This is a genomic window from Cryobacterium adonitolivorans, assembly GCF_004402695.1.
Lineage (GTDB): Bacteria > Actinomycetota > Actinomycetes > Actinomycetales > Microbacteriaceae > Cryobacterium > Cryobacterium adonitolivorans.
On sequence record NZ_SOFL01000039.1, the window covers coordinates 12,979 to 33,845 of the forward strand.

Here is a 20,867-nt window from a genome sequence, read left to right on the forward strand (position 1 = left end):
TGAGGCGTCACAGGCTCAATTGCCAGCCCTCCTGTGAATTCAAGCAGGTCCGCAGCACATTGTCCCCATTACGGGAGTAAACCTGCGCGTGTTCAGGCATGCCCGATCGGTGCCGCGGCCACGGTCAGCGAGTCGCCGTCCTCGGCGAGGTCCACCAGAACCGTCTCGCCGTCGCGGATGCTACCGCCCAGCAGAGCCATGGCCAGCCTGTCGTCGATCTCCGTCTGCATCAGCCGCCGCAACGGTCGTGCCCCGTAAATCGGGTCATAGCCGCGTTCGGCCAGCCAGGAGCGGGCATCCGGGGTCACCGCCAGTTCGAGCCGGCGTTCGCCGAGGCGGCGCTGCAGCCTGTCGACGTAGAGCTCCACGATCTGTGCGAGGTCGTCGGTGGAGAGCGACGAGAACACCACGATGTCGTCGAGCCGGTTCACGAATTCGGGCTTGAAGGTCTGCCGCACCATCTGCTGTACGGCCTCCTCTTTCTCCTCGGTGCTGAGGGTGGGGTCGACGAGGTACTGGGAGCCGAGGTTGGAGGTGAGCACCAGGATGGTGTTGCGGAAATCGACGGTGCGACCCTGGCCATCCGTGAGCCGGCCGTCGTCGAGCACCTGCAGCAGAACGTCGAAGACTTCGGGATGCGCCTTCTCCACCTCGTCGAAGAGGATCACCGAGTACGGGCGGCGGCGCACGGCCTCGGTGAGCTGGCCACCCTGCTCGTAGCCGATGTAGCCGGGAGGGGCGCCGACCAGGCGGGAGACGGAGAACTTCTCGCCGTACTCGCTCATGTCGATGCGCACCATGGCCTTCTCGTCGTCGAAGAGGAACTCGGCGAGTGCCTTGGCCAGCTCGGTCTTGCCCACGCCGGTGGGGCCGAGGAACAGGAATGAGCCGGTGGGCCGGTCAGGGTCGGATATGCCGGCGCGTGACCGGCGCACCGCATCGGCCACGGCGCGCACGGCCCGCTTCTGGCCGATCAGCCGGTGGCCGAGCTCGCCCTCGAGGCCCAGCAGTTTGTCGGACTCGCCCTGCAGCAACCGACCCACCGGGATGCCGGTCCACGCGGCGACCACGGCGGCGATGTCCTCGGCGGTGACCTGGTCGCCGACCATCCGGGCGCCCTCCTGCTCGGTCTGCTCGGCCTCGGCGAGCTCCCGCTGGATCACCGGGATGTCACCGTAGAGAAGCCTCGAGGCCTTTTCCAGGTCGCCACGTCGTTCGGCCACCTCGGCCTGGTTTTTCGCGCTATCCAGGCGCTTCCTCAGGTCACCGACCCGGTTGAGCGAGGCGCGTTCCTTGTTCCAGCGGGCCTGCAACTCGTCGAGTTTCACCTGGCGCTCGGCCAGGTCGGCGCGCAACTTCTCCAGGCGCGCCCTGGAGGCGTCGTCCTTCTCCTTCTTCAGCGCGAGTTCCTCGAGCTTGAGTCTGTCGACACTGCGCCGCAGTTCGTCGATCTCCACCGGGGAGGAATCGATCTCCATGCGCAACCGGCTGGCGGCCTCGTCGATCAGGTCGATGGCCTTGTCGGGCAGCTGCCTCGCGGTGATGTACCGGTTCGAGAGTGACGCCGCGGCGACGAGCGCGGCATCCGCGATCGACACCTTGTGGTGTGCCTCGTAGCGTTCCTTGAGTCCGCGGAGGATGGCGACGGTGTCTTCGACGCTGGGTTCGTCCACCAGCACCGGCTGGAAGCGGCGCTCGAGCGCGGCATCCTTTTCGATGAACTCGCGGTATTCGTTGAGGGTGGTGGCGCCGATCAGGCGCAGCTCACCGCGGGCGAGCATGGGCTTGAGCATGTTCGACGCCGCCACGGAGCCCTCGCCGCCGCCGGCGCCCATCAGGGTGTGCAGCTCGTCGACGAAGGTGATGATCTGACCGTCGGCGTCGTTGATCTCCTTGAGCACGGCCTTGAGGCGTTCCTCGAACTCGCCGCGGTACTTGGCGCCGGCCACCAGAGCGGCCAGGTCGAGGGCCACCAGCTGCTTGCCCTTGAGCGAGTCGGCCACGTCGCCGGCGACGATGCGCTGGGCCAGGCCCTCCACCACGGCGGTCTTGCCCACGCCGGGTTCGCCGATCAGCACGGGGTTGTTCTTGGTGCGCCGGGTGAGCACCTGGCTCACCCGGCGGATCTCGGCGTCACGCCCGATCACGGGATCGAGCTTGCCGCTCTTCGCGATCTCGGTGAGGTTCACGCCGTACCGTTCCAGCGCGGTCTTCTGCTTCTCGTCGGTTGCGGGGGCACCCTGCATGTTGGCCATCAAAACATCCTTCGCAAATACTTGAGTGGACTCGACTCAAGTTTAGACGGCGGGCGGCGGATGCGCTACCGCAGCGGCCTGGGGGTGCACAGCAGCCGGAGGGTCATCGGGCGATCAGCTCGTCGGTAGTGAGGTCGGGCAGCGTCACGGTGACCTGCGTGCCCCACGGGTCGGTGACAGTGACGGAACGGCCATCGCCGGCGAACGGAATCGACCGGGCGGTGAGCCGCGCGGTGAGGGAGTGCAGGTCTGCGACGGCGGGCACGGTCACGGACACGTCGCCGAGGCCGAGGCCCGCCGCGCGGGGGCCTGAGCCACGGCTGTTCCAGGTGTTCATGGCGATGTGGTGGTGGTAGCCGCCGGCGGAGGCGAACAGTGCGCCCGGGTAGCGGGCCTGGGTGGCTTCGAAGCCGAGCGCGTCGACGTAGAACGCCCGCGCCGTCTGGATGTCGCCGACCTGCAGGTGCACATGCCCGACCGCGCCGGCCACCGAGGGGCCGGCATCCAGGATCGCCTGGTCGAGGTGACCCCGCAGGTAGGCGTTGGGGTCGAGGTACTCGGTGGCCATCCGGATTTGTTCACCGTCGTGAATCCATGTGCTGCGGTCCCGGTCGGTGTACAGCTCGACGCCGTTGCCCTCCGGGTCGGTGAAGTAGAACGCCTCGCTCACAAGGTGGTCGCTGGATCCGATGAAGCGGCTGCGTGGGTCCTGCGCGGCACGGTAGACCGTCGCCGCGAGGCTGCCGGGCGTCTCGAAGAGGAACGCGGTGTGGAACAGGCCGGCCTGGCGCGGGTCGACGCCGGGCAGGTTTGGGGTGTGAATGAGCCGCACCAGGGGGGCCGTGCCCCGGCCGAGTACCCGGTGCACCTCGCGGGCGCGACTGCGCTCCTCGAGGGGTTCCATCGCGAACGCTCGCGAGTAGTAGTCCGACATGGTCTCGAGGTCGCCGACCCGCAGGGTCACCGCGCCCATCGACGTGTCGGCGTTGAGGATCCGCTCGCTTGCTGTGTCGCTCATGGCTGGCTCCCGGTGTCGCTACGACTTGCTTGTAGCTACAACCATACAGCACGACGGTGGCGAGTTACCGCCGTGCGGACCAACTCGGTGATCAGACGACGGGCACGCCGACGCGGAAGTTCGCGCCGTGGTGCTCATCGGGCAGGCGGTCGCCGCGACCGTGCAGCTTCTGCCGTAGGGTTCCTTCGGTGTACTCGGTGGGGTAGACGCCACGCTTCTGCAACTCGGGCACCACCCAGGTGACCACGTCTTCGAAGGTGCCCGGCGTGATCGCGTAGGCGAGGTTGAACCCGTCCACGTCGGTCTCTGCCGCCCATTCCTCGAGCTGATCGGCGATCTCCACCCCGGAGCCCACGATGAACGGGCCGAGGCCGCCGATGGCACCGGCGCGGGCGATGTCGCCGACGGTCCACTCGGAACCGTCGTGGTTCGCGGCCTGGAAGTTGGCGACCGTGGACTGGATGGCGTTGCTCTTGACGTTGCCGATCGGCTCGTCGAGCGCGTAGCCGGACAGGTCAACGCCCATCCACCCCGACATGAAGACCAAGGCGCCCTCTTCGCTGGCGTAGCTGAGGTAGTCGAGGTATTTGGCCTGGGCCTTCTCGTTGGTCTCATCGGTGATGATCGTGAGCAGCGTGTAGATCTTGGCCGAGTACCGGTCTCGGCCGGCCGCCTCGAGAGCGTCGCGGAGCTTCGTGACGGTGCCCGTGAGAACGGCCTTCGTCGACGCGGCCACGAAGATCGCCTCGGCGTTGCCGGCAGCGAAAGCGATGCCACGGCTGGAGGCGCCGGCCTGGTAGATCACGGGTGAACGCTGCGGCGACGGCTCGGAGAGGTGGATGCCCGGCACCTGGAAGTGCTTGCCGGAGTGATTGATGGAGTGCACCTTGCTCGGGTCGGTGAAGACGCCGGTCTGGGTGTCGCGCACCACGGCGTCGTCCTCCCAGGAGCCCTCCCACAGCTTGTACAACACGTCGAGGTACTCGTCGGCATAGTCGTAGCGGTCGTCATGCTCGAGCTGGTCTTCGTTGCCCATGTTGCGCGCGGCGGAGGGCAGGTAGCCTGTGACGACGTTCCAGCCGACCCGGCCCTTGGTGAGGTGGTCGAGGGTGGACATGCGCCGGGCGAAGGGGTACGGGTGCTCGTAGGCGGTGCCGGCGGTGACGCCGAATCCGAGGTGCTCGGTGACATATGCCATTGCGGGAATGACCAGGAGCGGGTCGGCGACGGGGATCTGCGCGCCGTTGCGGATGGCCGCCTCGTTGGTGCCGCCGTAGACGTCGTAGGTGCCGAGAACGTCGGCGAGGAAGATGCCGTCGAAGCGGCCCTTCTCGAGCAGCGTGGCGAGTTCGGTCCAGTACGCGAGGTCGGTGTAGCTCTGCGACCGGTCTTCTGGGTGGCGCCACAGGCCGGAGGACTGGTGGGCGACGCAGTTCATGTCGAAGGCATTGAAGCGAATCTGTCTGGGCATGGATCAATGCTCACGTTTTCGCGTGCCGGCCACATCCCCTCCCGAAACACGGCGTCACACATTGATGCGGCGCAGGATCTGCGAATCGGACGTCGTGCTGGCCTCGTGGATGCAAGATCCTGCATCCGCTCCGGCGCGGAGTCGGCGCGCGGCGGCGGCCGACCGACACCTCCGGGGCTGCCTTTTCTCCCGGCCAAGTGCCATACTGAGCCGGAAACACCGCTCTTCTGCCGAACAGCAGACCGGCACGCCAGACACGACCAATCGACGATCCACTCGACGATCCACTCGACGATGAGGAGCACCGTGAGCACCCCGATTCTGTCCAATTTCATCAATGGCCGGTTCGTTCCGCCGACCGGCACCGGGCTGCTTGACATCGTCGATCCGACGACCGGCACCATCGTGGCCCGGGCCCCGGTGTCGGGCGCGGGAGACGTCGACGACGCCATTACGGCCGCCAAGGCCGCCTTCCCGGCCTGGAGCCGTAAGACCCCGGGCGAACGGCAGCGGGCCCTGTTGCTGCTCGCCGACGCCATCGAGGCCAACAGCGACGAGATTGTGGAGGCCCAGCACCGCAACACCGGCCAGCCGCGCGCCACCATCGCCGCCGACGAGGTGGCCGCCGGGGCAGACCAGCTGCGGTTCTTCGCCGGCGCGGCCCGGCTGCTCGAGGGCAAGTCGGCCGGCGAGTACCTCGAGGGGATGACCTCCTGGGTACGCCGCGAACCCATCGGGGTGGTGGGCCAGGTCACCCCGTGGAACTTTCCGTTCCTCATGGCCATCTGGAAGATCGGTCCGGCCCTGGCCGTGGGCAACACCCTCGTGCTCAAGCCCAGCGACACCACCCCGGAGTCCACCCTCGAACTCGCCCGGATCAGCCAGGGCATCCTGCCAGACGGTGTGATGAACATCGTGCTCGGCGATGCCGGCACGGGCGCGCTCATCGTCGAGCACCCGGTGCCCGGCCTGGTCTCGATCACAGGGAGCGTGCGCGCGGGCATGGCCGTGGCGTCCGGCGCCGCGCATACCCTCAAGCGCGCACACCTGGAGCTCGGCGGCAAGGCGCCAGCTGTGGTGTTCGGTGACGTCGACGTGGCCAAGGTCGCGTCAGCCATCGCCGACTTCTCCTTCTACAACGCCGGCCAGGACTGCACGGCCATCACCCGGGTGCTCGTGCACGAGTCGATCCACGACGAATTCGTGGGCGCGTTCACGGCGGAGGCCGAACTGCGCACCACCGGGTCGGCCGACGACGCCGACAACTACTTCGGGCCGCTCAACAACATCCGCCACTTCACCGAGGTGGTCGAGAAGGTCGGGGGCCTGCCGGCGCACGCGGTGATCAGCACCGGTGGCCACCGGGTGGGCGAGGCGGGCTTCTTCTTCGAACCCACCGTGGTCACCCAGGTGCGGCAGACGGATGCGATCGTGCAGGACGAGACGTTCGGCCCGGTGATCACGGTGCAGAGCTTCGGCACCGAGGAGGAGGCCATCACGATGGCCAACGACGTGCGTTACGCGCTGGCCTCGAGCGTCTGGACCCGCGACCACGCCCGCGCCCTGCGGGTCTCCAGGGACCTCGACTTCGGCGCCGTCTGGATCAATACGCACATCCTGCTCACCGCCGAGATGCCGCACGGCGGCTTCAAATACTCCGGTTACGGCAAGGACCTCTCCATGTACGGCGTCGAGGACTACACCCGCATCAAGCACGTCATGAGCTCGCTCGAATAGTTCGCTCGCATCGACAGAACGGTATCCCGATGACCTTTCATCCCCTCGACCCCCTGACCGGCCCGGAGTTCACCCAGGCTGCGGCCGTGCTCGCGCGCGAGCACGGGGTGGGTGCGGGCTGGCGGTTCGCCTCGATCGAACTCGTCGAGCCGGCCAAGGCAGCCATCGCCGAATTCGAGGCCACCGGCGTCACCCCGGAACGCCGGGCCCGCCTGGTGGTGCTGCACCGCGCCGAGAACCGCACCTGGGTGGCCGTGGCTTCCCTGGACACCGACACCTTGCTCGAATGGGGCCAGGTGGTGGGCGTGCAGGCTAATTTCACCGTCGACGAGTGGGAAGAGGCCGACGCGGCGCTGCGGGCGCATCCGGAGGTCGTGACCGCGCTGGCCAAACGCGGCATCACCGACCTCGAGAACGTCTTCATCGACACCTGGACCTACGGTGACGCCGTGATGCCCGACGCCTACCGCGGCCTGCGCCTGGGCTGGGCCGACGTCTGGGTGCGGGCAAGCGCCGGCGCCAACCCCTATGCGGGACCGGTGAGCGGGCTGCACTTCGTGATCGACCTGAACACCATGAACCTGCTCGAGATCGAGGACACCTTCGCCGTGGACCCGCCGGGCGTGATGGGCGAGTACGTGCCGCACCTGGTGCCCGAACGCATCCGCAACGCCGGCACCCGGCCGCCCCTGTTGCCGCTGGACATCGTGCAGCCTGAGGGGCCGAGCTTCAGCGTGCACGGCAACCTCGTGCGGTGGCAGAACTGGTCGCTGCGGGTGGGGTTCAACTACCGCGAGGGCATGACGCTGCACCGGGTGACCTACACGGATGCCGGCCGCGAGCGCCCGATCGCCAACCGGCTGTCGTTTTCCGAGATGGTGGTGCCCTACCGCGACCCGAGCGTCGACCACTTCCGCCGCACCGCCTTCGACATCGGCGAGTGGGGCCTGGGGTTCATGACCACCTCGCTGGAGCTCGGCTGCGACTGCCTGGGCGAGATCCGGTACATCGACGCCGTGCTGCACAACAGCGCCGGCGAGCCGTACTCGATCCCCAACGCGTTCTGCATCCACGAGGAGGACAACGCCGTGCTGTGGAAGCACGTCGACCACGACGGTGGTGCGGAGGTGCGGCGGATGCGCCGGCTGGTGGTGTCCTTCCACGTGACCGTGGCCAACTACGAGTACCTCGTCTACTGGCGGTTCTACCAGGACGGCAACATCGAGTGCGAGGTACGCGCCACCGGCATCATGGTGGTCACCCACCTCGAGGCCGGCCAGCCGCACCCCAACGGCACCCTTGTCGACGAGCGCACCTACGCGCCGTTCCACCAGCATTTCATCGTGGCCAGGATGGACCTCGACATCGACGGCCCGGCGAACACCGTGTACCGCAGCGAGACCCGCATCGAACCCATCGACGCCGCGAACCCGCTCGGGCTGGCGCTCACGCAACAGAACACCCCGATCGAGACGGAGGGCTTCGACGACTTCGACTGGAACACCCAGCGGTCCTGGAAGGTGGTGAACGAACAGACCCTGAACGGGCTCGGCACCCCTGTGTCGTACAAGCTCGTGCCGGGCGGTGCCATCCCGTCGTTCTTCCACCCGGAGGCCCCGGCCCTCACCCGGGCCCAGGTGATCGGCCACACCGTGTGGGTCACCCCCAATGACGACGCCCAACGCTGGCCATGCGGCGAGTTCGTGAACCAGAGCGGCGTGGACCACGGTCTGCCCGAGTGGATCTCGGCCGGCCGCACCGTGCGCGACACCGACGTGGTGCTCTGGTACACCTTCGGCATCCACCACATCACCCGCCCGGAGGAATGGCCGGTGATGCCGGCCGACATCGTTTCGTTCTGGCTGAAGCCGGTGGGCTTCTTCGACCGCAACCCGTCGCTCGACGTGGCGCCGAGCGCCGCGCACTGCGCCCCCGGTATGGAGCATGGCGAGGCGGTGGCCGACCACCAGCACGAGCACGGCAGTCATGAGCACAGCAGTCATGAGCACAGCCCGGATGCCCCCGGCACGGAACCAAGGAGAACAGCGTGACGCGAGTACCGAACTACGTGGTGGCCTACGAGGCCACCGCCCAAGGCCGCGAGGCCCTCGAGCTGGGCATCGCGATGGCCAGGAGCACCGCGGCCGAACTGCGCATTTGCCTGGTCCTGCAGCGAGTCACCGCAGCTCCGGCGAAGATCCACGCCGCGAGCAGCGACTTCGAGGTTCTCCTGGCCGACCAGGCCACGCAGTGGCTCGCCCGGGTCGTAGGCTGGGTGCCCGCCGACATCACGGCCACGACCCACCTGCTCTGGGCCGAGTCCACCTCGGAGGGCCTGATCCAGGCCGCCGCAGACCTCGACTCCGACCGGATCATTGTCGGTGCGGCCCGCGGCGGACTCTTCAACAGGTTCACCATCGGCAGCGTCGCCAACGCCCTACTGCACGCCTCCCCCGTACCCGTCGCCCTGGCCCCGCACGGCTACCGTGCACCCGCCAAAGTCACCCGGATCACCTGCGCCATCGGTACCCGGCCGGGCTGGGAGGCCCTGCTCGATTCGCTGGTGGCGTTCTCCGACGGCCTGGGCGTCGACCTGCGCTTCGTGACTCTGGTGGAGGTCGACGCGGCCCGCGAGAAGCAGTCGCCGGCCGCCGCCGGCAGCACCGCCCACCTCGACGCCGTGCTCGCATACTACGAGCGGCATTCGACCAGCCACGGCATCATCACGACGGAGGTCGGCACCGGAAAGAGCGTCGAAGACGCGGTCGAGGCCCTGGACTGGCGCGCCGACGAGCTCGCGTTCGTCGGGTCCAGCCGGCTGGCCGCGCCGCGCACGATCTTCCTCGGCATTACCGCCCACCGTATGCTGCACGCACTGCCGGTGCCGCTCGTTGTCGTTCCGACCTCGCCCCGCCCGTAGCCAATCCCCGCAACCAACCCCCGCAACCAACCCAGCCCTTAGCTTTTTTCGACCCGTAGCTGATCCGACCGAAGGACAGTCCCATGGCACAGTCATCCGCCTCCGGCGCCACGCCGGCCACCACCACCAGCACCAGCGCCGGCGGGCTTTCCACGAAGGGCCTGAGCGCCGGCTCCGTCGGCCTACTCGGCGCAACCGTGATCGGCATCTCCTGCATCGCCCCCGCGTATACGCTCACGGCCTCGCTGGGCCCCACCGTCGCGGCCGTTGGCACCCAGATGCCGGGGATCTTCATGGTCGGCTTCATCCCGATGTTGCTCGTGGCGCTCGGCTACCGCGAACTCAACAACGCCATGCCGGATGCCGGCACCTCGTTCACGTGGGCGACTCGCGCGTTCGGGCCGTGGCTGGGCTGGATGGGCGGCTGGGGTCTGATCGTGGCCACGGTGGTGGTGCTGTCCAACCTTGCCGGGGTGGCCGTGGACTTCTTCTACCTGATGCTCGCGCAGCTATTCGACAACCCCGGCCTGGCCGACCTGGCCGCGAACGTGTGGATCAACATCTTCACCTGTCTGGCCTTCATAGTCGGCGCCTGTTACATCTCGTATCGGGGCATGGAGGCCACCAAGATGGTGCAGTACGTGCTCGTCGCGTTCCAACTGCTCGTGCTGATCTGGTTCAGTGTCGCGGCACTCATCCACTTCTCCGACGGCACTGCGTTCGACGCTCTCGGCTTCAGCGCCAGCTGGTTCAACCCGTTCCTCACCCCCTCGTTCTCGGCGTTCGCCGCCGGGGTGTCGCTGTCGATCTTCATCTACTGGGGCTGGGACGTCACCCTCACCATGAACGAAGAGACCAAGGATCCTGAGCGCACTCCCGGGCGGGCGGCGACCCTCACCATCGCCATCATCTTCGTGCTGTACATCCTGGTCTCGGTCTCCGCGCTGATGTTCTCCGGCGTCGGCACCGGCGAACTGGGCCTGGGCAACGAAGACATCCAGGGCAACGTCTTTGCGGCGCTGGCCGGCCCGGTGATGGGTCCATTCGCGATCCTGATGTCGCTGGCCGTGCTGTCGAGCTCGGCGGCGTCGCTGCAGTCCACCTTCGTGGGGCCGGCGCGCACGATGCTCTCGATGGGCCACTACCGGGCCTTCCCCAAACGCTTCGCCGCCATCAGCCCGCGGTTCAAGTCGCCGGGCTTCGCCACGGTCATCGCCGGCGTGGTGGCGTGGGTTTTCTACGCGGTGATGCGGGTGCTGAGCACCGACGTGCTCACCGACACCATCCTCACCCTGGGCATCATGATCTGCTTCTACTACGGCGTCACCGCGTTCGCCTGTGTGTGGTTCTTCCGCCGCGAGGTGTTCTCCAGCACCAGAGCGTTTCTGCTCAAGCTGCTCGCCCCGCTGCTGGGCGGCATCATCCTGGCGGTGATCTTCGCCACCACCCTGATCGACAGCACCAACCCCGAGTACGGCAGCGGCTCGGAAATCGGCGGCGTCGGCCTGGTGTTCATCCTCGCGATGGTGCTCTTCCTCGCCGGCATCGTGCTGATGCTCATCATGCGCAGGGTCGATCCGGCGTTCTTCCAGGGCAAGACGCTCACGAAGGGCACCTCCCGCGATCAGTAACGGCTACCTGAACGCACTCTCAGGCGTCCAACCCTGCCGGACAGCTTCTCGTTGTTTCCTTTTCACCTTGGATTCGTACACTCCCCAGTGATCGGCTTCACAAGGTCTGACTGTGGAAAGTGACGTGTGCGATGTCGTATTTTGTCGAACTGGTCGATCAACGCCTAGCCAGTCTGCTCACCCCCGCCCGGCGGGACTGGTTGCGGAGCCCCCGCACCCTGCTTCTCGGCTTCCTCGGGCTGCACCTGCTCTTCCTGTTCGCGCTGCTGCCCACCATCCTCACCGGCCGGGTGCTGGGCGACCTGCCGCTCTACCGGGTCTGGGCCGAGCAGGCCCTGGTGTACAACGTGTGGCAGGGCATCGACGTCGAGTGGGTGTATCCCATCGGCGCGCTGGTGCCGATCCTGCTGGCGGATGCGGCCGGCCCGCTGCTGTACCAACTGCTCTGGTTCGTGATGACCATGGCCCTCAACGCCGCCGCCGTCGGGATCCTCACCGACTGGGGCCGCGATCGTGCCGGCTACCGGGCGGCCTGGTTCTGGCTGGCGTTCAGCCTGGTGCTCAGCCCCGTCGGGCTACTGCGCCTCGAGGGGCTCAGCGCACCGCTCGTGATCATGGGCCTGGTGCTTGTGGCCCGCCGGCCCGTGGTGGCCGCGGCCCTCCTCACCGCTGCGACCTGGATCAAGGTCTGGCCGGCCGCGGTGGTGCTTGCCGTCCTGGCGGTGGGCCGTCGCCGGACGAGCGTGCTGGTCACCGGCGGACTGATCACGGCCGGCATCGCCGCCGCCGTCTGGGCGGCCGGGGGCGTGAGTTTTCTATCCGGCTTCGTCACCATGCAATCGGACCGGGCCCTGCAGCTCGAGGCGCCGGTGACGACCCCGTGGGTGTGGCTGGCGGCGATGGGCCAGTACGGCACCACGATCTACCAGAACCACGCCATCGCCACCCGCGAGGTGAGCGGGCCCGGTGCCGCCTTCGCGGCGGCCGCGATGACCCCGTTGATGTTCCTGGTCATCGCGGGCATCTTCGTGCTGCTCCTGGCGGCCCTGCGGCGCAGCCGCGACAACGCCCAGCTGGTGCTGATGGGGGCGTTGGCCCTGGTCACGACGTTCGTGGTGCTCAACAAGGTGGGCTCGCCCCAATACATGCTGTGGATCGCCCCGGTCGTGGCCGTCGGAGTGGCGCACGACTGGGTTGCGTGGCGGGCGCCGGCCTATCTCATGCTCATGATCGGAGGGCTGACCACCCTGATCTTTCCGATCTTCTACCTGCCCCTGGTGCACGGGGATGCCGGCGCTATCCTGCTGCTCACCTTGCGTAACGGGCTTCTCGTGGTGCTGCTCGGCTGGTCGGTGCTGGCGCTGTGGCGCACTGCCCTGGCAGGCTCGCCGGCATCCGTTTCGCTGCGTCAGCGGGCCGGGTCGCGCGGTCTGGCCACCAACTGACGACACCCGTTTGCGGGGCGACCCGGCCGCACACGGCAGAATAGGGAGGTGACTGCTACAACGACCTTCGCCCTCGTCCGCCACGGCCAGACCGATTGGAACGCCGCCGGGCGCATCCAGGGGGCCACCGACGTGCCCCTGAACGACGTGGGCCGGGGCCAGGCCACGGAGGCCGTCGGGCCGCTCTCGCAATACGAATGGGACTTTATCGTGGCGTCGCCGCTGTCCCGTGCGGCCGAGACGGCCGACATCATCGCCGTCGACCTCGACCTCGAGGTGACCCGCCACCTGCCCGGCCTCGTCGAGCGCAACTACGGACCGGCCGAGGGGCTCTCCGCCGGACCTGAGCTCGACGAGCTGCGCGTCGACGGCAGCTACGGCTCATTCCGGGGCGCCGAAGCCGAGGACAGCGTATCGGGCCGCGGCCTGGGGGCGCTGCGCCAGCTCGCCGAAGACTACCCGGGCGCGCGCATCATCGTCGTCTGCCATGGCACCCTGATTCGCCTCAGCCTGATGGCCGCGCTCGAGCGGGAGATCCCGCCGATCCAGAACGCCGCGATGTCGGTCGTGCAGTTCGGCCCCGAGGCCGGCTGGACGGCGTCGGTGATCAACAACGAGATTCTCGAGGCTGACGCTCTGGTCTAGCGGCGGGTCGACACCGTCACGGTGAATTTGGTGTTCCGCCCGACCTGATGGGTCGGGCCCACGATGCGGGTCAGCGCCGGGCGATAGCCGAGATGGGTGTTCCACACGGTCCACAGCTCTCCGCCCGGGCGCAGCACTCTGGCTGCATCCTCGAAGAGCTTGAGGGCGATGCCGGCGTGCACCGACGACCCGATGTGGAACGGCGGGTTCAGCAGGATCAGCTCGGCGGAGGCATCGGATTGAGCGCTCAGCGCGTCGTCGCGCAGCACCCGCACCCGGTCCGCCACGCCGTTGGCCGACATGGTCGCCGCGGCAGAGGCGACGGCGGCGGCGGACTGGTCAGTCGCCAGCAGCTGCAGGCGGGGGCGGCGCTGGGCGAGGGCGGCCGCGAGCACTCCGGAACCGCAACCCAGGTCGATCGCGGTGGCGGCGTCCGGCTTCATCCGGTCAAGGAACTCGAGCAGGTAGCGGGTGCCGATGTCGATGGTGGTGCCGGCAAAGGCGGCCCCGTGCGCGCAGACGGTGAGGCCCAGGTCGGAATGCTCGACCACGCGAGGCCAGGATGACGCAGCAGTGTCCGAGACCGTCGGCTGAGTGGCACGGAGAACGCGGGACTTCTGGCGCGCCTGAGTGACGTTCAGCTCGCCGAAGTGCCGGCGCAGCACCTCGTTCATGGCCACGGTCATGTGCTTGATGCGGCCGCCGGCGACCACGGTCACGTCGCCAGCGGCGAAGCGGGCGATGGTCCCGGCCAGTTCGTCGAGCGCGGCCAGGCTGCGCGGCAGCTGCAGCAGCACCAGGCGCGCCCCGGTGAACAGCTCGGCGCCCAGCGGCACGTGCCGGTACGCCCCGGTGAGGCCGGCCAGTCCGGGCACGGTGCCGGCAAGATCGGCCGCGTTGTGATCGAGGGCGTGCTCGCCGGAGAGCGCATCCTGGTACACGCGCACATCCGGCAGGGCACCCAGCCGCCTACTCAGCTGCGCCGCCGCCGCGAGCGTCACCGCACCGTAGTGGTCCTCGAGCACCACGACCTCGCCGGGGCCGGCCGTGGCCAGTCCGTGCGCCGCCTCATCCAGGATCAGACGGTCGCTCGCGTCAACGGCAAAAAGATTGGTCGCCTCGACATCGGGCCAGCGGCGCAGGCGCTCGAACGGAAATTCAGGCATCCGCTCAGAATAGTCGCCCGCCATCCGCCGTGAACCCGGCCAGAGCGCCGAACGGCTCAGCGAGGCCGGTGCGGCGTGGGACAATAAGAGACCCCTGCTCACCAAACCGTCATGGACACCGCACCTTATGGCCCACAACCTCAGCGATCTGCAGATCGCGCGCCTCGTCGGGCCACAGGCGTATTCGCGCGGGGTGCGTTACGCCAAGGAGGGCCGGGTCGAAGATCAGGTCTGGCAGCTGGGCGGCAGCCGGCTGCTCGGCACCGTCGGCGGCACCCAGGCCCGACCGTATGACGTCACGGTGACCTTTCAGCAGGATTCCAACGGCAGCGTGGTGCGCGCATCGGGCACCTGCAGCTGCCCGATGCGCCTCAACTGCAAGCACGTCGTTGCGCTGTTGCTGGCCAGCCGGTCCACGGCCGCCGACCTCGCCCGCGCGCGTTCGGCGGATTTCCAGCGAACCCACAGAGCCGCCCCTGCCACCTGGCAGAGCGCACTGGCCCCGCTCACCCGGGCGCCGGAAGCCGAGCCCCCGACGGGCACCGCCCTCGCCCTGCAGTTCGAGTTGCTTCCGCCGCCGCGCGCCGCCCGCCTGCCCGCCCCTGCCGTGTCGCTCGCCCGACTGGGCGTGCGCCCGATGGTGCGCGGCAAGAAGAGCAAGTGGATCCGCGGCAACCTCACCTGGGACAACCTCTCGTACTCACGCGGCATGCTCAACCGCGTACAGCTTCGGGTGCTCTCCGCCATCTTCGAGCTCTACTCCTCCGGCCAGCGTTATCACGTGACCACAGACCCGTGGTTGCACCTGGACGGCTTCGCCAACCGCGCCCTCTGGGGTCTACTCGGCGAGGCCCGTGAGGCCGGCATCCTGTTCATCGGCACCACGCCCGGCCAGGATCCGGTGACGGTCTCGGACGAACCTGCCGAGCTGTCGCTCGACATCCGCCGCGACAACGGGGGCCTCACCCTCTCCCCCACCGTCTCCCTCGATGGCCAGGTGCTCGACCGCAGCGCCCTGGGCTACATCGGCGACCCGGCACACGGCCTCTTCACCTGGTCGACCACCAGCACCGACGTACGCCTCACCATTGCTCCCCTCGCGCGCCAACTCGGCCGCGACCTGCGGGTGCTCGCCTCGGCACACACCCCCATCACGGTTCCCCCCGACGAGGAGAACGTCTTCCTCGCCGACTTCTACCCGTTCCTGCGCGGCCAGCTCTCGCTGATCAGCAGCGACGAGTCGTTCGACCTGCCCGACACCGCCCGCCCGGTTCTGGCCCTGTCGATCAGCGCCCAGGCGGATGACCGCATCAGCCTCCACTGGGACTGGCAGTACACCGGCGGTCCCGGCGGTGCCGGTGTCCCGGCCATCGCACCCCTCCGCGGCCCGGCCACCGACGACGCCCCGGCCGGCTATCGGGACACGGCCGACGAGGCCCGCATCCTGCATGCCGTCAGCGGTATATTCGCGGGATTCCCCGCGCATCAGCCGGCCCTGTTCGCCGCGGAGCTGACGGGTTCCGCCGGCGCCACCGATTCCCCGGGCATCCTGCGCGCCGACGCCACCCTCGACGGCGCCCGCATGATCGAGTTCCTCGAAACGGTGCTGTCGGTGCTCGAGGCCGCGGACGATCTGCTCGTGCAGTTCGTCGGCGAGGCCCCGGAGTACCGCGAGGCCGCCGAGCCGCCCACCCTCACCTTCGCCACCTCGGCGCGGGCCGAAAGCCGGGACTGGTTCGACCTGTCGGTGCGGGTCACCGTCGACGGCGAGGATGTTCCCTTCGACGAGGTCTTCCGGGCCCTGGCGACCGGTCAGGAACTGATGATCCTCCCCGACGGCACCTACTTCAGCCTGGACCGGCCCGAACTGCAGCAGCTGCGGCACCTCATCGAGGAGGCCAGGGGCCTGCAGGACTCCCCGAACGACTCGCTGCGCATCAACCGGGCCCAGTCCGACCTCTGGGAGGAACTGCAGGACCTCGGCAGCGCCGAAGCCGAGGCCGCCGCCTGGCGCGATACCCTCGCCGGACTCGCCGACGGCGCAGAGATCGCCCACCGGGAGCTGCCCACCGCCGTGCACGCGTCATTGCGGCCCTACCAGCAGACCGGGTTCGACTGGCTCGGCTTTCTCTACGACACCGGCCTCGGCGGCGTCCTCGCCGACGACATGGGGTTGGGCAAGACCCTGCAGGCGATCGCTCTCATCGTCGACGCCCGCGAACGGCAGACCGAACGCCGGCCGTTCCTGGTCGTGGCGCCCACCAGTGTGGTGCACAACTGGGCCACCGAGTGCGCCAGGTTCGCCCCCGGCCTCTCGGTCGCCGCGATCACCGAGACCACCGCCAAGCGCGGCGCGTCACTTGCTGAGGCGGTGACCACCGCCGACGTCGTGATCACCTCGTACACCCTGTTCAGGCTCGACTTCGACGAGTACGACGCCGTCAGCTGGGCGGGTCTGCTGCTCGACGAGGCCCAGTTCGTGAAGAACCACAAGTCGCGGGCACACCAGTGCGCCAAGCGACTGCAGGCCCCGTTCAAGCTCGCCATCACCGGCACGCCGCTGGAGAACAACCTGATGGAGCTGTGGTCGCTGCTCTCGATCACCGCTCCCGGCCTGTTTCCCAGCGCCGCCCGGTTCTCCGACTACTACCAGCGGCCCATCGAGACGCAGGCCGACGGCGACAGGCTCGGCCAGCTGCGTCGGCGCATCCGCCCGTTCATGCTGCGCCGCACCAAGGACCAGGTGGCCAGCGACCTGCCCGCCAAGCAGGAGCAGGTGCTTGAGCTCGAGCTGCACCCCCGCCACCGCCGTGTGTACCAGATGCACCTGCAGCGCGAACGGCAGAAGGTGCTCGGGCTGCTCGGCGACCTCAACCAGAACCGGTTCGAGATTTTCCGGTCGATCACCATGCTGCGCCAGCTCAGCCTGGATGCGAGCCTGTACGACGACAAGTACGCCGACATTCCCTCGAGCAAGCTCGATGTGCTCATGGAGCTGCTCGAAGACGTCGTCGCCGAGGGGCACCGCACCCTGATCTTCAGTCAGTTCACCGGCTACCTCGCCAAGGTGCGCGCACGCCTCGACGCCGCCGGTGTGACCTATTCATACCTGGACGGGCGCACCCGCAATCGGGCCGCAGCGATCGACGGATTCAAGAACGGCGACACCTCGGTGTTCCTGATCAGCCTCAAGGCCGGTGGGTTCGGTCTCAACCTCACCGAAGCCGACTACTGCATCCTGCTCGACCCGTGGTGGAACCCGGCCGCCGAGGCGCAGGCCGTTGACCGGGCGCACCGCATCGGCCAGACCAAGAACGTGATGGTCTACCGACTGGTGGCCACAGACACCATCGAGGAGAAGGTGATGGCGCTCAAGGCCGTCAAGGCCAAACTCTTTGACAGCGTCATGACCGATGGCGCCACCCGCGGAACCGGGCAGGGGCTCACGGCCTCTGACATCCGCGAACTGCTCGAGTAGCCCGGGCGTGACCGACCTTCGCGCCGTCCCGACGGCCGACCCTGCCACCCCGGCTGCCGAGGCCCGCGAGCGCCTGAAGCAGGCCGCCCAGCGCGCTCACCGCAGCCGATCGGTGCGCGCCTCCGCACGACTCGGGCTGCTCGCCAACGGCCTCGTGCACGCCCTGATCGGTGGAATCGGCCTCCGCATTGCGAACGGCCAGCCCGGCGAGGCCGACCAGCTCGGTGCCCTGAGTACCATCGCCAACGGGCCCGGCGGCATAACCGTGCTGTGGTTGTCCACGGTCTCGCTCTGGGGCCTGGCACTCTGGCAGGGCACCAACGCCGCGTTCAGCGTGGCGCCCAATCGACGCATCCTGGCGTTCCGCCGTTCCCTCAACGTCGGCAAGGCCCTCGGCTTCGGATTGCTCGGCACCGTCACATTCGCGGTCGCGCTCGGAGCCAGGGCCGGCGGCGCTGAGACCGTGCGCCGCGCCGACGACGCCATCGTCGAGAGCCCGGTGGGCCTGTTCCTGCTGCTGATTGTCGGCAGCACAGTGGCCATCATCGGCGGCGGCCTCGTCTGGCGGGGCCTGCGACGCAACTTTCGCGAGGAACTGCGCTACCTCTGGGGACCCACCAAGGTCGTCGTGCTCGGCCTGGGGGTGTTCGGGCATGTCGCCAAGGGGGTTGCGTTCCTGGTCACCGGCGGGCTGCTGCTCGCCGCCGCGGTGTTCGCCGATGTGCGCTGGGTGGGCGGGCTGGACGCCGGCCTGCGCTACCTGCTCACCCTGCAATCGGGCCCGATAATGCTGAACGTCGTCGCGGCGGGCCTGATCGCGTTCGGTCTGTACCTCGTGGCCCGGGCGGCGTTCCTGCGGCACTGATTCATGCAGCACTGATTCATGCAGCACAGATTCATGCAGGACTGAGCGGCCTGGCTGGGAGTTGGGTGCGTGCCCCACGATCTGCTTCAATTTCGAAGTATTCTACGAGTATGGACATTCGCGAGATCCCGCTCACCGCCGCCGACGGCTCCACCACCTCGCTGGCCGAGTACGCCGACAAGGTCGTGCTCGTTGTCAACGTCGCCTCCCGCTGTGGCCTGACGCCGCAGTACGAGACCCTCGAGCAGCTCCAGCGCACCTACTCTGACCGAGGCTTTACCGTGCTCGGCTTCCCCTGCAACCAGTTTGCCCTGGGCGAGACCGGTTCGAGCGAGAAGATCGCCGAGTTCTGCTCCACCACCTACGGCGTCACCTTCCCGTTGATGGAGAAGACGAAGGTGAACGGCGGCTCCCGGCATCCGCTCTACGCCGAGCTCACCCAGACGCCGGATGGCGCGGGCAAGGCCGGCAAGGTCAAGTGGAACTTCGAGAAGTTCGTGATCTCGCCCTCCGGTGCGGTGCAGCGGTTCCGGCCGACCACCCTGCCCGACGCCCAGGAAGTCCTCGCGGCGATCGAGGCCGGCCTGGCGGAACTGAAGCCCGCGGCCTAGCTTTTCTCCGTCGGCACCCCGTAGGAGGCCGCGCTGTGCATCTCGATGGCCACATACGGTTCGTCGCCGACCACCCGGGCGTTGTGGCCCGGAGGGATTAGGTACGAATCGCCGACGGTGATGGTGGCCGTGGTGCCGGCGTCGAGCACGGTTTCCAGGGTGCCGGACAGGCAGTAGCCCACGTGCAGCAGCTGACAGGATTCGGTGTTCACGGTCGGCTTGATGTTGTCGGCCCAGGTCCAGCCCGGCTGCATCGTCATGCGGCCGACGGAGAACTCGTCCAGGTGGTTCAGTTCCAGCAGGGTCAAGGCTGGTGCGCGGCGCTCGTCGGGAGTGTTGTGCGATTTGACCTGCAGGGTGTGGGTGGTGGTGGACATGGTGTCTTCCCAGCTCTGGCGGGCCGATCGAGACAGGTCGGACACGCGGCCCACCCTGACATGCCTGGCCCGTGACCGAACCAGACTAAACCCGGTTGCCGCCGCCTGATAGCCCCGCTACCAACCGATCTCGACGCCGGGCACCGAGGTGACCTCGATGTCGAAGCCGGGGTACAGTTCCGGGCGGATGGAGTCCTCCAACAGTTCCAGTTCCGCCTGGTCCAGCACGATCGAATCGTCCTGGTCACCGGAGTCCGGGTAGAGCTGGACCTCGAAGGTGACTGTGAAGACATTCGCGCCGGCGCTCATGCCCTGTTTGCCCACTGCCTTCTGCACCAACGCGACAGTTCGGCTGAGCTGGGGTTCCATATCGAGCTCGGTGAAGCCCACGTTCTCGTGCAGCTCGTACGGGTCGCCGACGGCGTCAAGGATGGCGAGAGCCTCCGGCGGCGCCTCCGCCTTGAAGCTCATGCCGAAGCCAGAGTCGGTGATGAAGCCGTAGGCGTAGTCGTCCGGGAAGGCGTCTCTCACCTCGGAAATGGCAATGTTCTGAGGTGTCTGGCGGTCGGATAGTTCCCTCGCCTGCTCCTCGCTGAACGAGTCCCAATCCACGGGTGCGCGGGTGGGCTCGGGGACCGGCGAAGCGGAGATCACCGGCGTGGCCGGTTCGCTCGGCGTCGAGGCCCGAACTGATTCAGCCCCGACGGTGGCCAGCAGCGGTGGCACGACAAACGCGGCGCCCACGCCCGCGGCCAGGGTGATAGCCCCGGCCACAATCACCAGTGTCCGCACAGTGCTTCTGCCAGGCATCCGAGCCCCCGTTCTCTGCTGGCGAGGTTAGTGCAGCGCAACGGGATCCGCTGTCCCCTTTAGGCCTGCCGCTTTAGGCCTGCCGCTTTATGCCTGCCGCGGCAGGCAGGTGTCCTGAGCCCGAACGACGCCCGCACGGTAGGGCTCAGAATGGTGGATCTTCCGGTAGGTCGCTCGTCCGAGGTCCAGCTTGTGGTGTGGCTGGTAGTGGGGCGGGGTCAGGCGTCGGAGCCAGTGTGGGTGGTGGTCCGAGGGTGGTTTCGGGGTAGGTGCGGTGGGTTTGGCCGGCCGGTGACGTCCAGGCGAGCACCCCGCCCGGCTCCTGCACCACGTCCCACAGTGTTTGGTGTTTGAGGCGGTGGTGGGAGGCGCAGAGGTGGGCCAGGTTGTCGTGATCGGTGGGTCCGTCGTGCTCCCATGCGGTGGTGTGGTCGATGT

At 68.1% G+C, this 20,867-nt stretch carries 15 protein-coding genes; 9 read left to right on the plus strand and 6 right to left on the minus strand.

What is annotated here, in order from left to right; genetic code table 11:
* Positions 1 to 92 precede the first annotated feature (92 nt).
* The 3 genes from E3O42_RS12155 to E3O42_RS12165 form a co-directional block, all read right to left on the minus strand.
* A complete protein-coding gene (locus tag E3O42_RS12155; RefSeq protein WP_134454192.1) occupies positions 93 to 2,255 on the minus strand; it encodes an ATP-dependent Clp protease ATP-binding subunit in 2,163 nt (720 codons plus the stop codon).
* Positions 2,256 to 2,358: 103 nt separating this feature from the next.
* On the minus strand, positions 2,359 to 3,273 hold the full coding sequence (locus tag E3O42_RS12160; protein ID WP_134454193.1) for a VOC family protein: 915 nt from the start codon (positions 3,271 to 3,273) through the stop codon (positions 2,359 to 2,361).
* A gap of 91 nt (positions 3,274 to 3,364) precedes the next feature.
* Complete coding sequence (locus E3O42_RS12165) at positions 3,365 to 4,744, minus strand: LLM class flavin-dependent oxidoreductase (RefSeq protein WP_134454194.1); 1,380 nt, start codon at positions 4,742 to 4,744, stop codon at positions 3,365 to 3,367.
* Between the two features lie 294 nt (positions 4,745 to 5,038).
* On the opposite strand from E3O42_RS12165, the gene E3O42_RS12170 reads away from it, so the two are divergent.
* From E3O42_RS12170 to E3O42_RS12195, 6 genes are all read left to right on the plus strand, one after another.
* Positions 5,039 to 6,481 (plus strand): gamma-aminobutyraldehyde dehydrogenase, encoded by a 1,443-nt coding sequence (locus E3O42_RS12170; RefSeq protein ID WP_134454195.1) that lies wholly within the window; start codon positions 5,039 to 5,041, stop codon positions 6,479 to 6,481.
* Positions 6,482 to 6,510: 29 nt separating this feature from the next.
* Complete coding sequence (locus tag E3O42_RS12175; protein ID WP_134454196.1) at positions 6,511 to 8,532, plus strand: primary-amine oxidase; 2,022 nt, start codon at positions 6,511 to 6,513, stop codon at positions 8,530 to 8,532.
* Positions 8,529 to 9,401: a universal stress protein gene (locus E3O42_RS12180; RefSeq protein ID WP_134454197.1), complete on the plus strand. Its 873-nt coding sequence runs from the start codon at positions 8,529 to 8,531 to the stop codon at positions 9,399 to 9,401. Before E3O42_RS12175 ends, E3O42_RS12180 begins: the two co-directional genes overlap by 4 nt.
* Before the next feature lie 83 nt (positions 9,402 to 9,484).
* Positions 9,485 to 11,032: an APC family permease gene (locus E3O42_RS12185; protein WP_134454198.1), complete on the plus strand. Its 1,548-nt coding sequence runs from the start codon at positions 9,485 to 9,487 to the stop codon at positions 11,030 to 11,032.
* A gap of 131 nt (positions 11,033 to 11,163) precedes the next feature.
* Positions 11,164 to 12,477 carry a glycosyltransferase 87 family protein gene (locus E3O42_RS12190; RefSeq protein ID WP_134454199.1) on the plus strand — a complete coding sequence of 438 codons (1,314 nt, stop codon included), beginning with the start codon at positions 11,164 to 11,166 and terminating at the stop codon, positions 12,475 to 12,477.
* A 48-nt stretch (positions 12,478 to 12,525) separates the two neighbouring features.
* A complete protein-coding gene (locus tag E3O42_RS12195; RefSeq protein WP_134454200.1) occupies positions 12,526 to 13,122 on the plus strand; it encodes a histidine phosphatase family protein in 597 nt (198 codons plus the stop codon).
* Here E3O42_RS12195 and E3O42_RS12200 read toward each other — a convergent pair.
* A complete protein-coding gene (locus E3O42_RS12200; protein WP_134454201.1) occupies positions 13,119 to 14,288 on the minus strand; it encodes a class I SAM-dependent methyltransferase in 1,170 nt (389 codons plus the stop codon). The two genes, E3O42_RS12195 and E3O42_RS12200, sit on opposite strands and share 4 nt — an antisense overlap.
* A 127-nt stretch (positions 14,289 to 14,415) precedes the next feature.
* On the opposite strand from E3O42_RS12200, the gene E3O42_RS12205 reads away from it, so the two are divergent.
* The 3 genes from E3O42_RS12205 (at position 14,416) to E3O42_RS12215 (ending at position 19,242) form a co-directional block, all read left to right on the plus strand.
* Positions 14,416 to 17,766, plus strand: a complete 3,351-nt coding sequence (locus E3O42_RS12205) for a DEAD/DEAH box helicase (RefSeq protein ID WP_134454202.1) — start codon at positions 14,416 to 14,418, stop codon at positions 17,764 to 17,766.
* 7 nt (positions 17,767 to 17,773) lie between these two features.
* Complete coding sequence (locus tag E3O42_RS12210) at positions 17,774 to 18,631, plus strand: DUF1206 domain-containing protein (RefSeq protein ID WP_134454203.1); 858 nt, start codon at positions 17,774 to 17,776, stop codon at positions 18,629 to 18,631.
* 110 nt (positions 18,632 to 18,741) lie between these two features.
* The gene (locus E3O42_RS12215) at positions 18,742 to 19,242 is read left to right on the plus strand and encodes a glutathione peroxidase (protein WP_134454204.1); all 501 of its coding nucleotides are present in this window, start codon (positions 18,742 to 18,744) and stop codon (positions 19,240 to 19,242) included.
* Here E3O42_RS12215 and E3O42_RS12220 read toward each other — a convergent pair.
* Complete coding sequence (locus tag E3O42_RS12220) at positions 19,239 to 19,664, minus strand: cupin domain-containing protein (RefSeq protein WP_241984809.1); 426 nt, start codon at positions 19,662 to 19,664, stop codon at positions 19,239 to 19,241. The two genes, E3O42_RS12215 and E3O42_RS12220, sit on opposite strands and share 4 nt — an antisense overlap.
* Positions 19,665 to 19,736: 72 nt before the next feature.
* A complete protein-coding gene (locus tag E3O42_RS12225; RefSeq protein ID WP_134454206.1) occupies positions 19,737 to 20,393 on the minus strand; it encodes a hypothetical protein in 657 nt (218 codons plus the stop codon).
* Between the last annotated feature and the right edge of the window lie 474 nt (positions 20,394 to 20,867).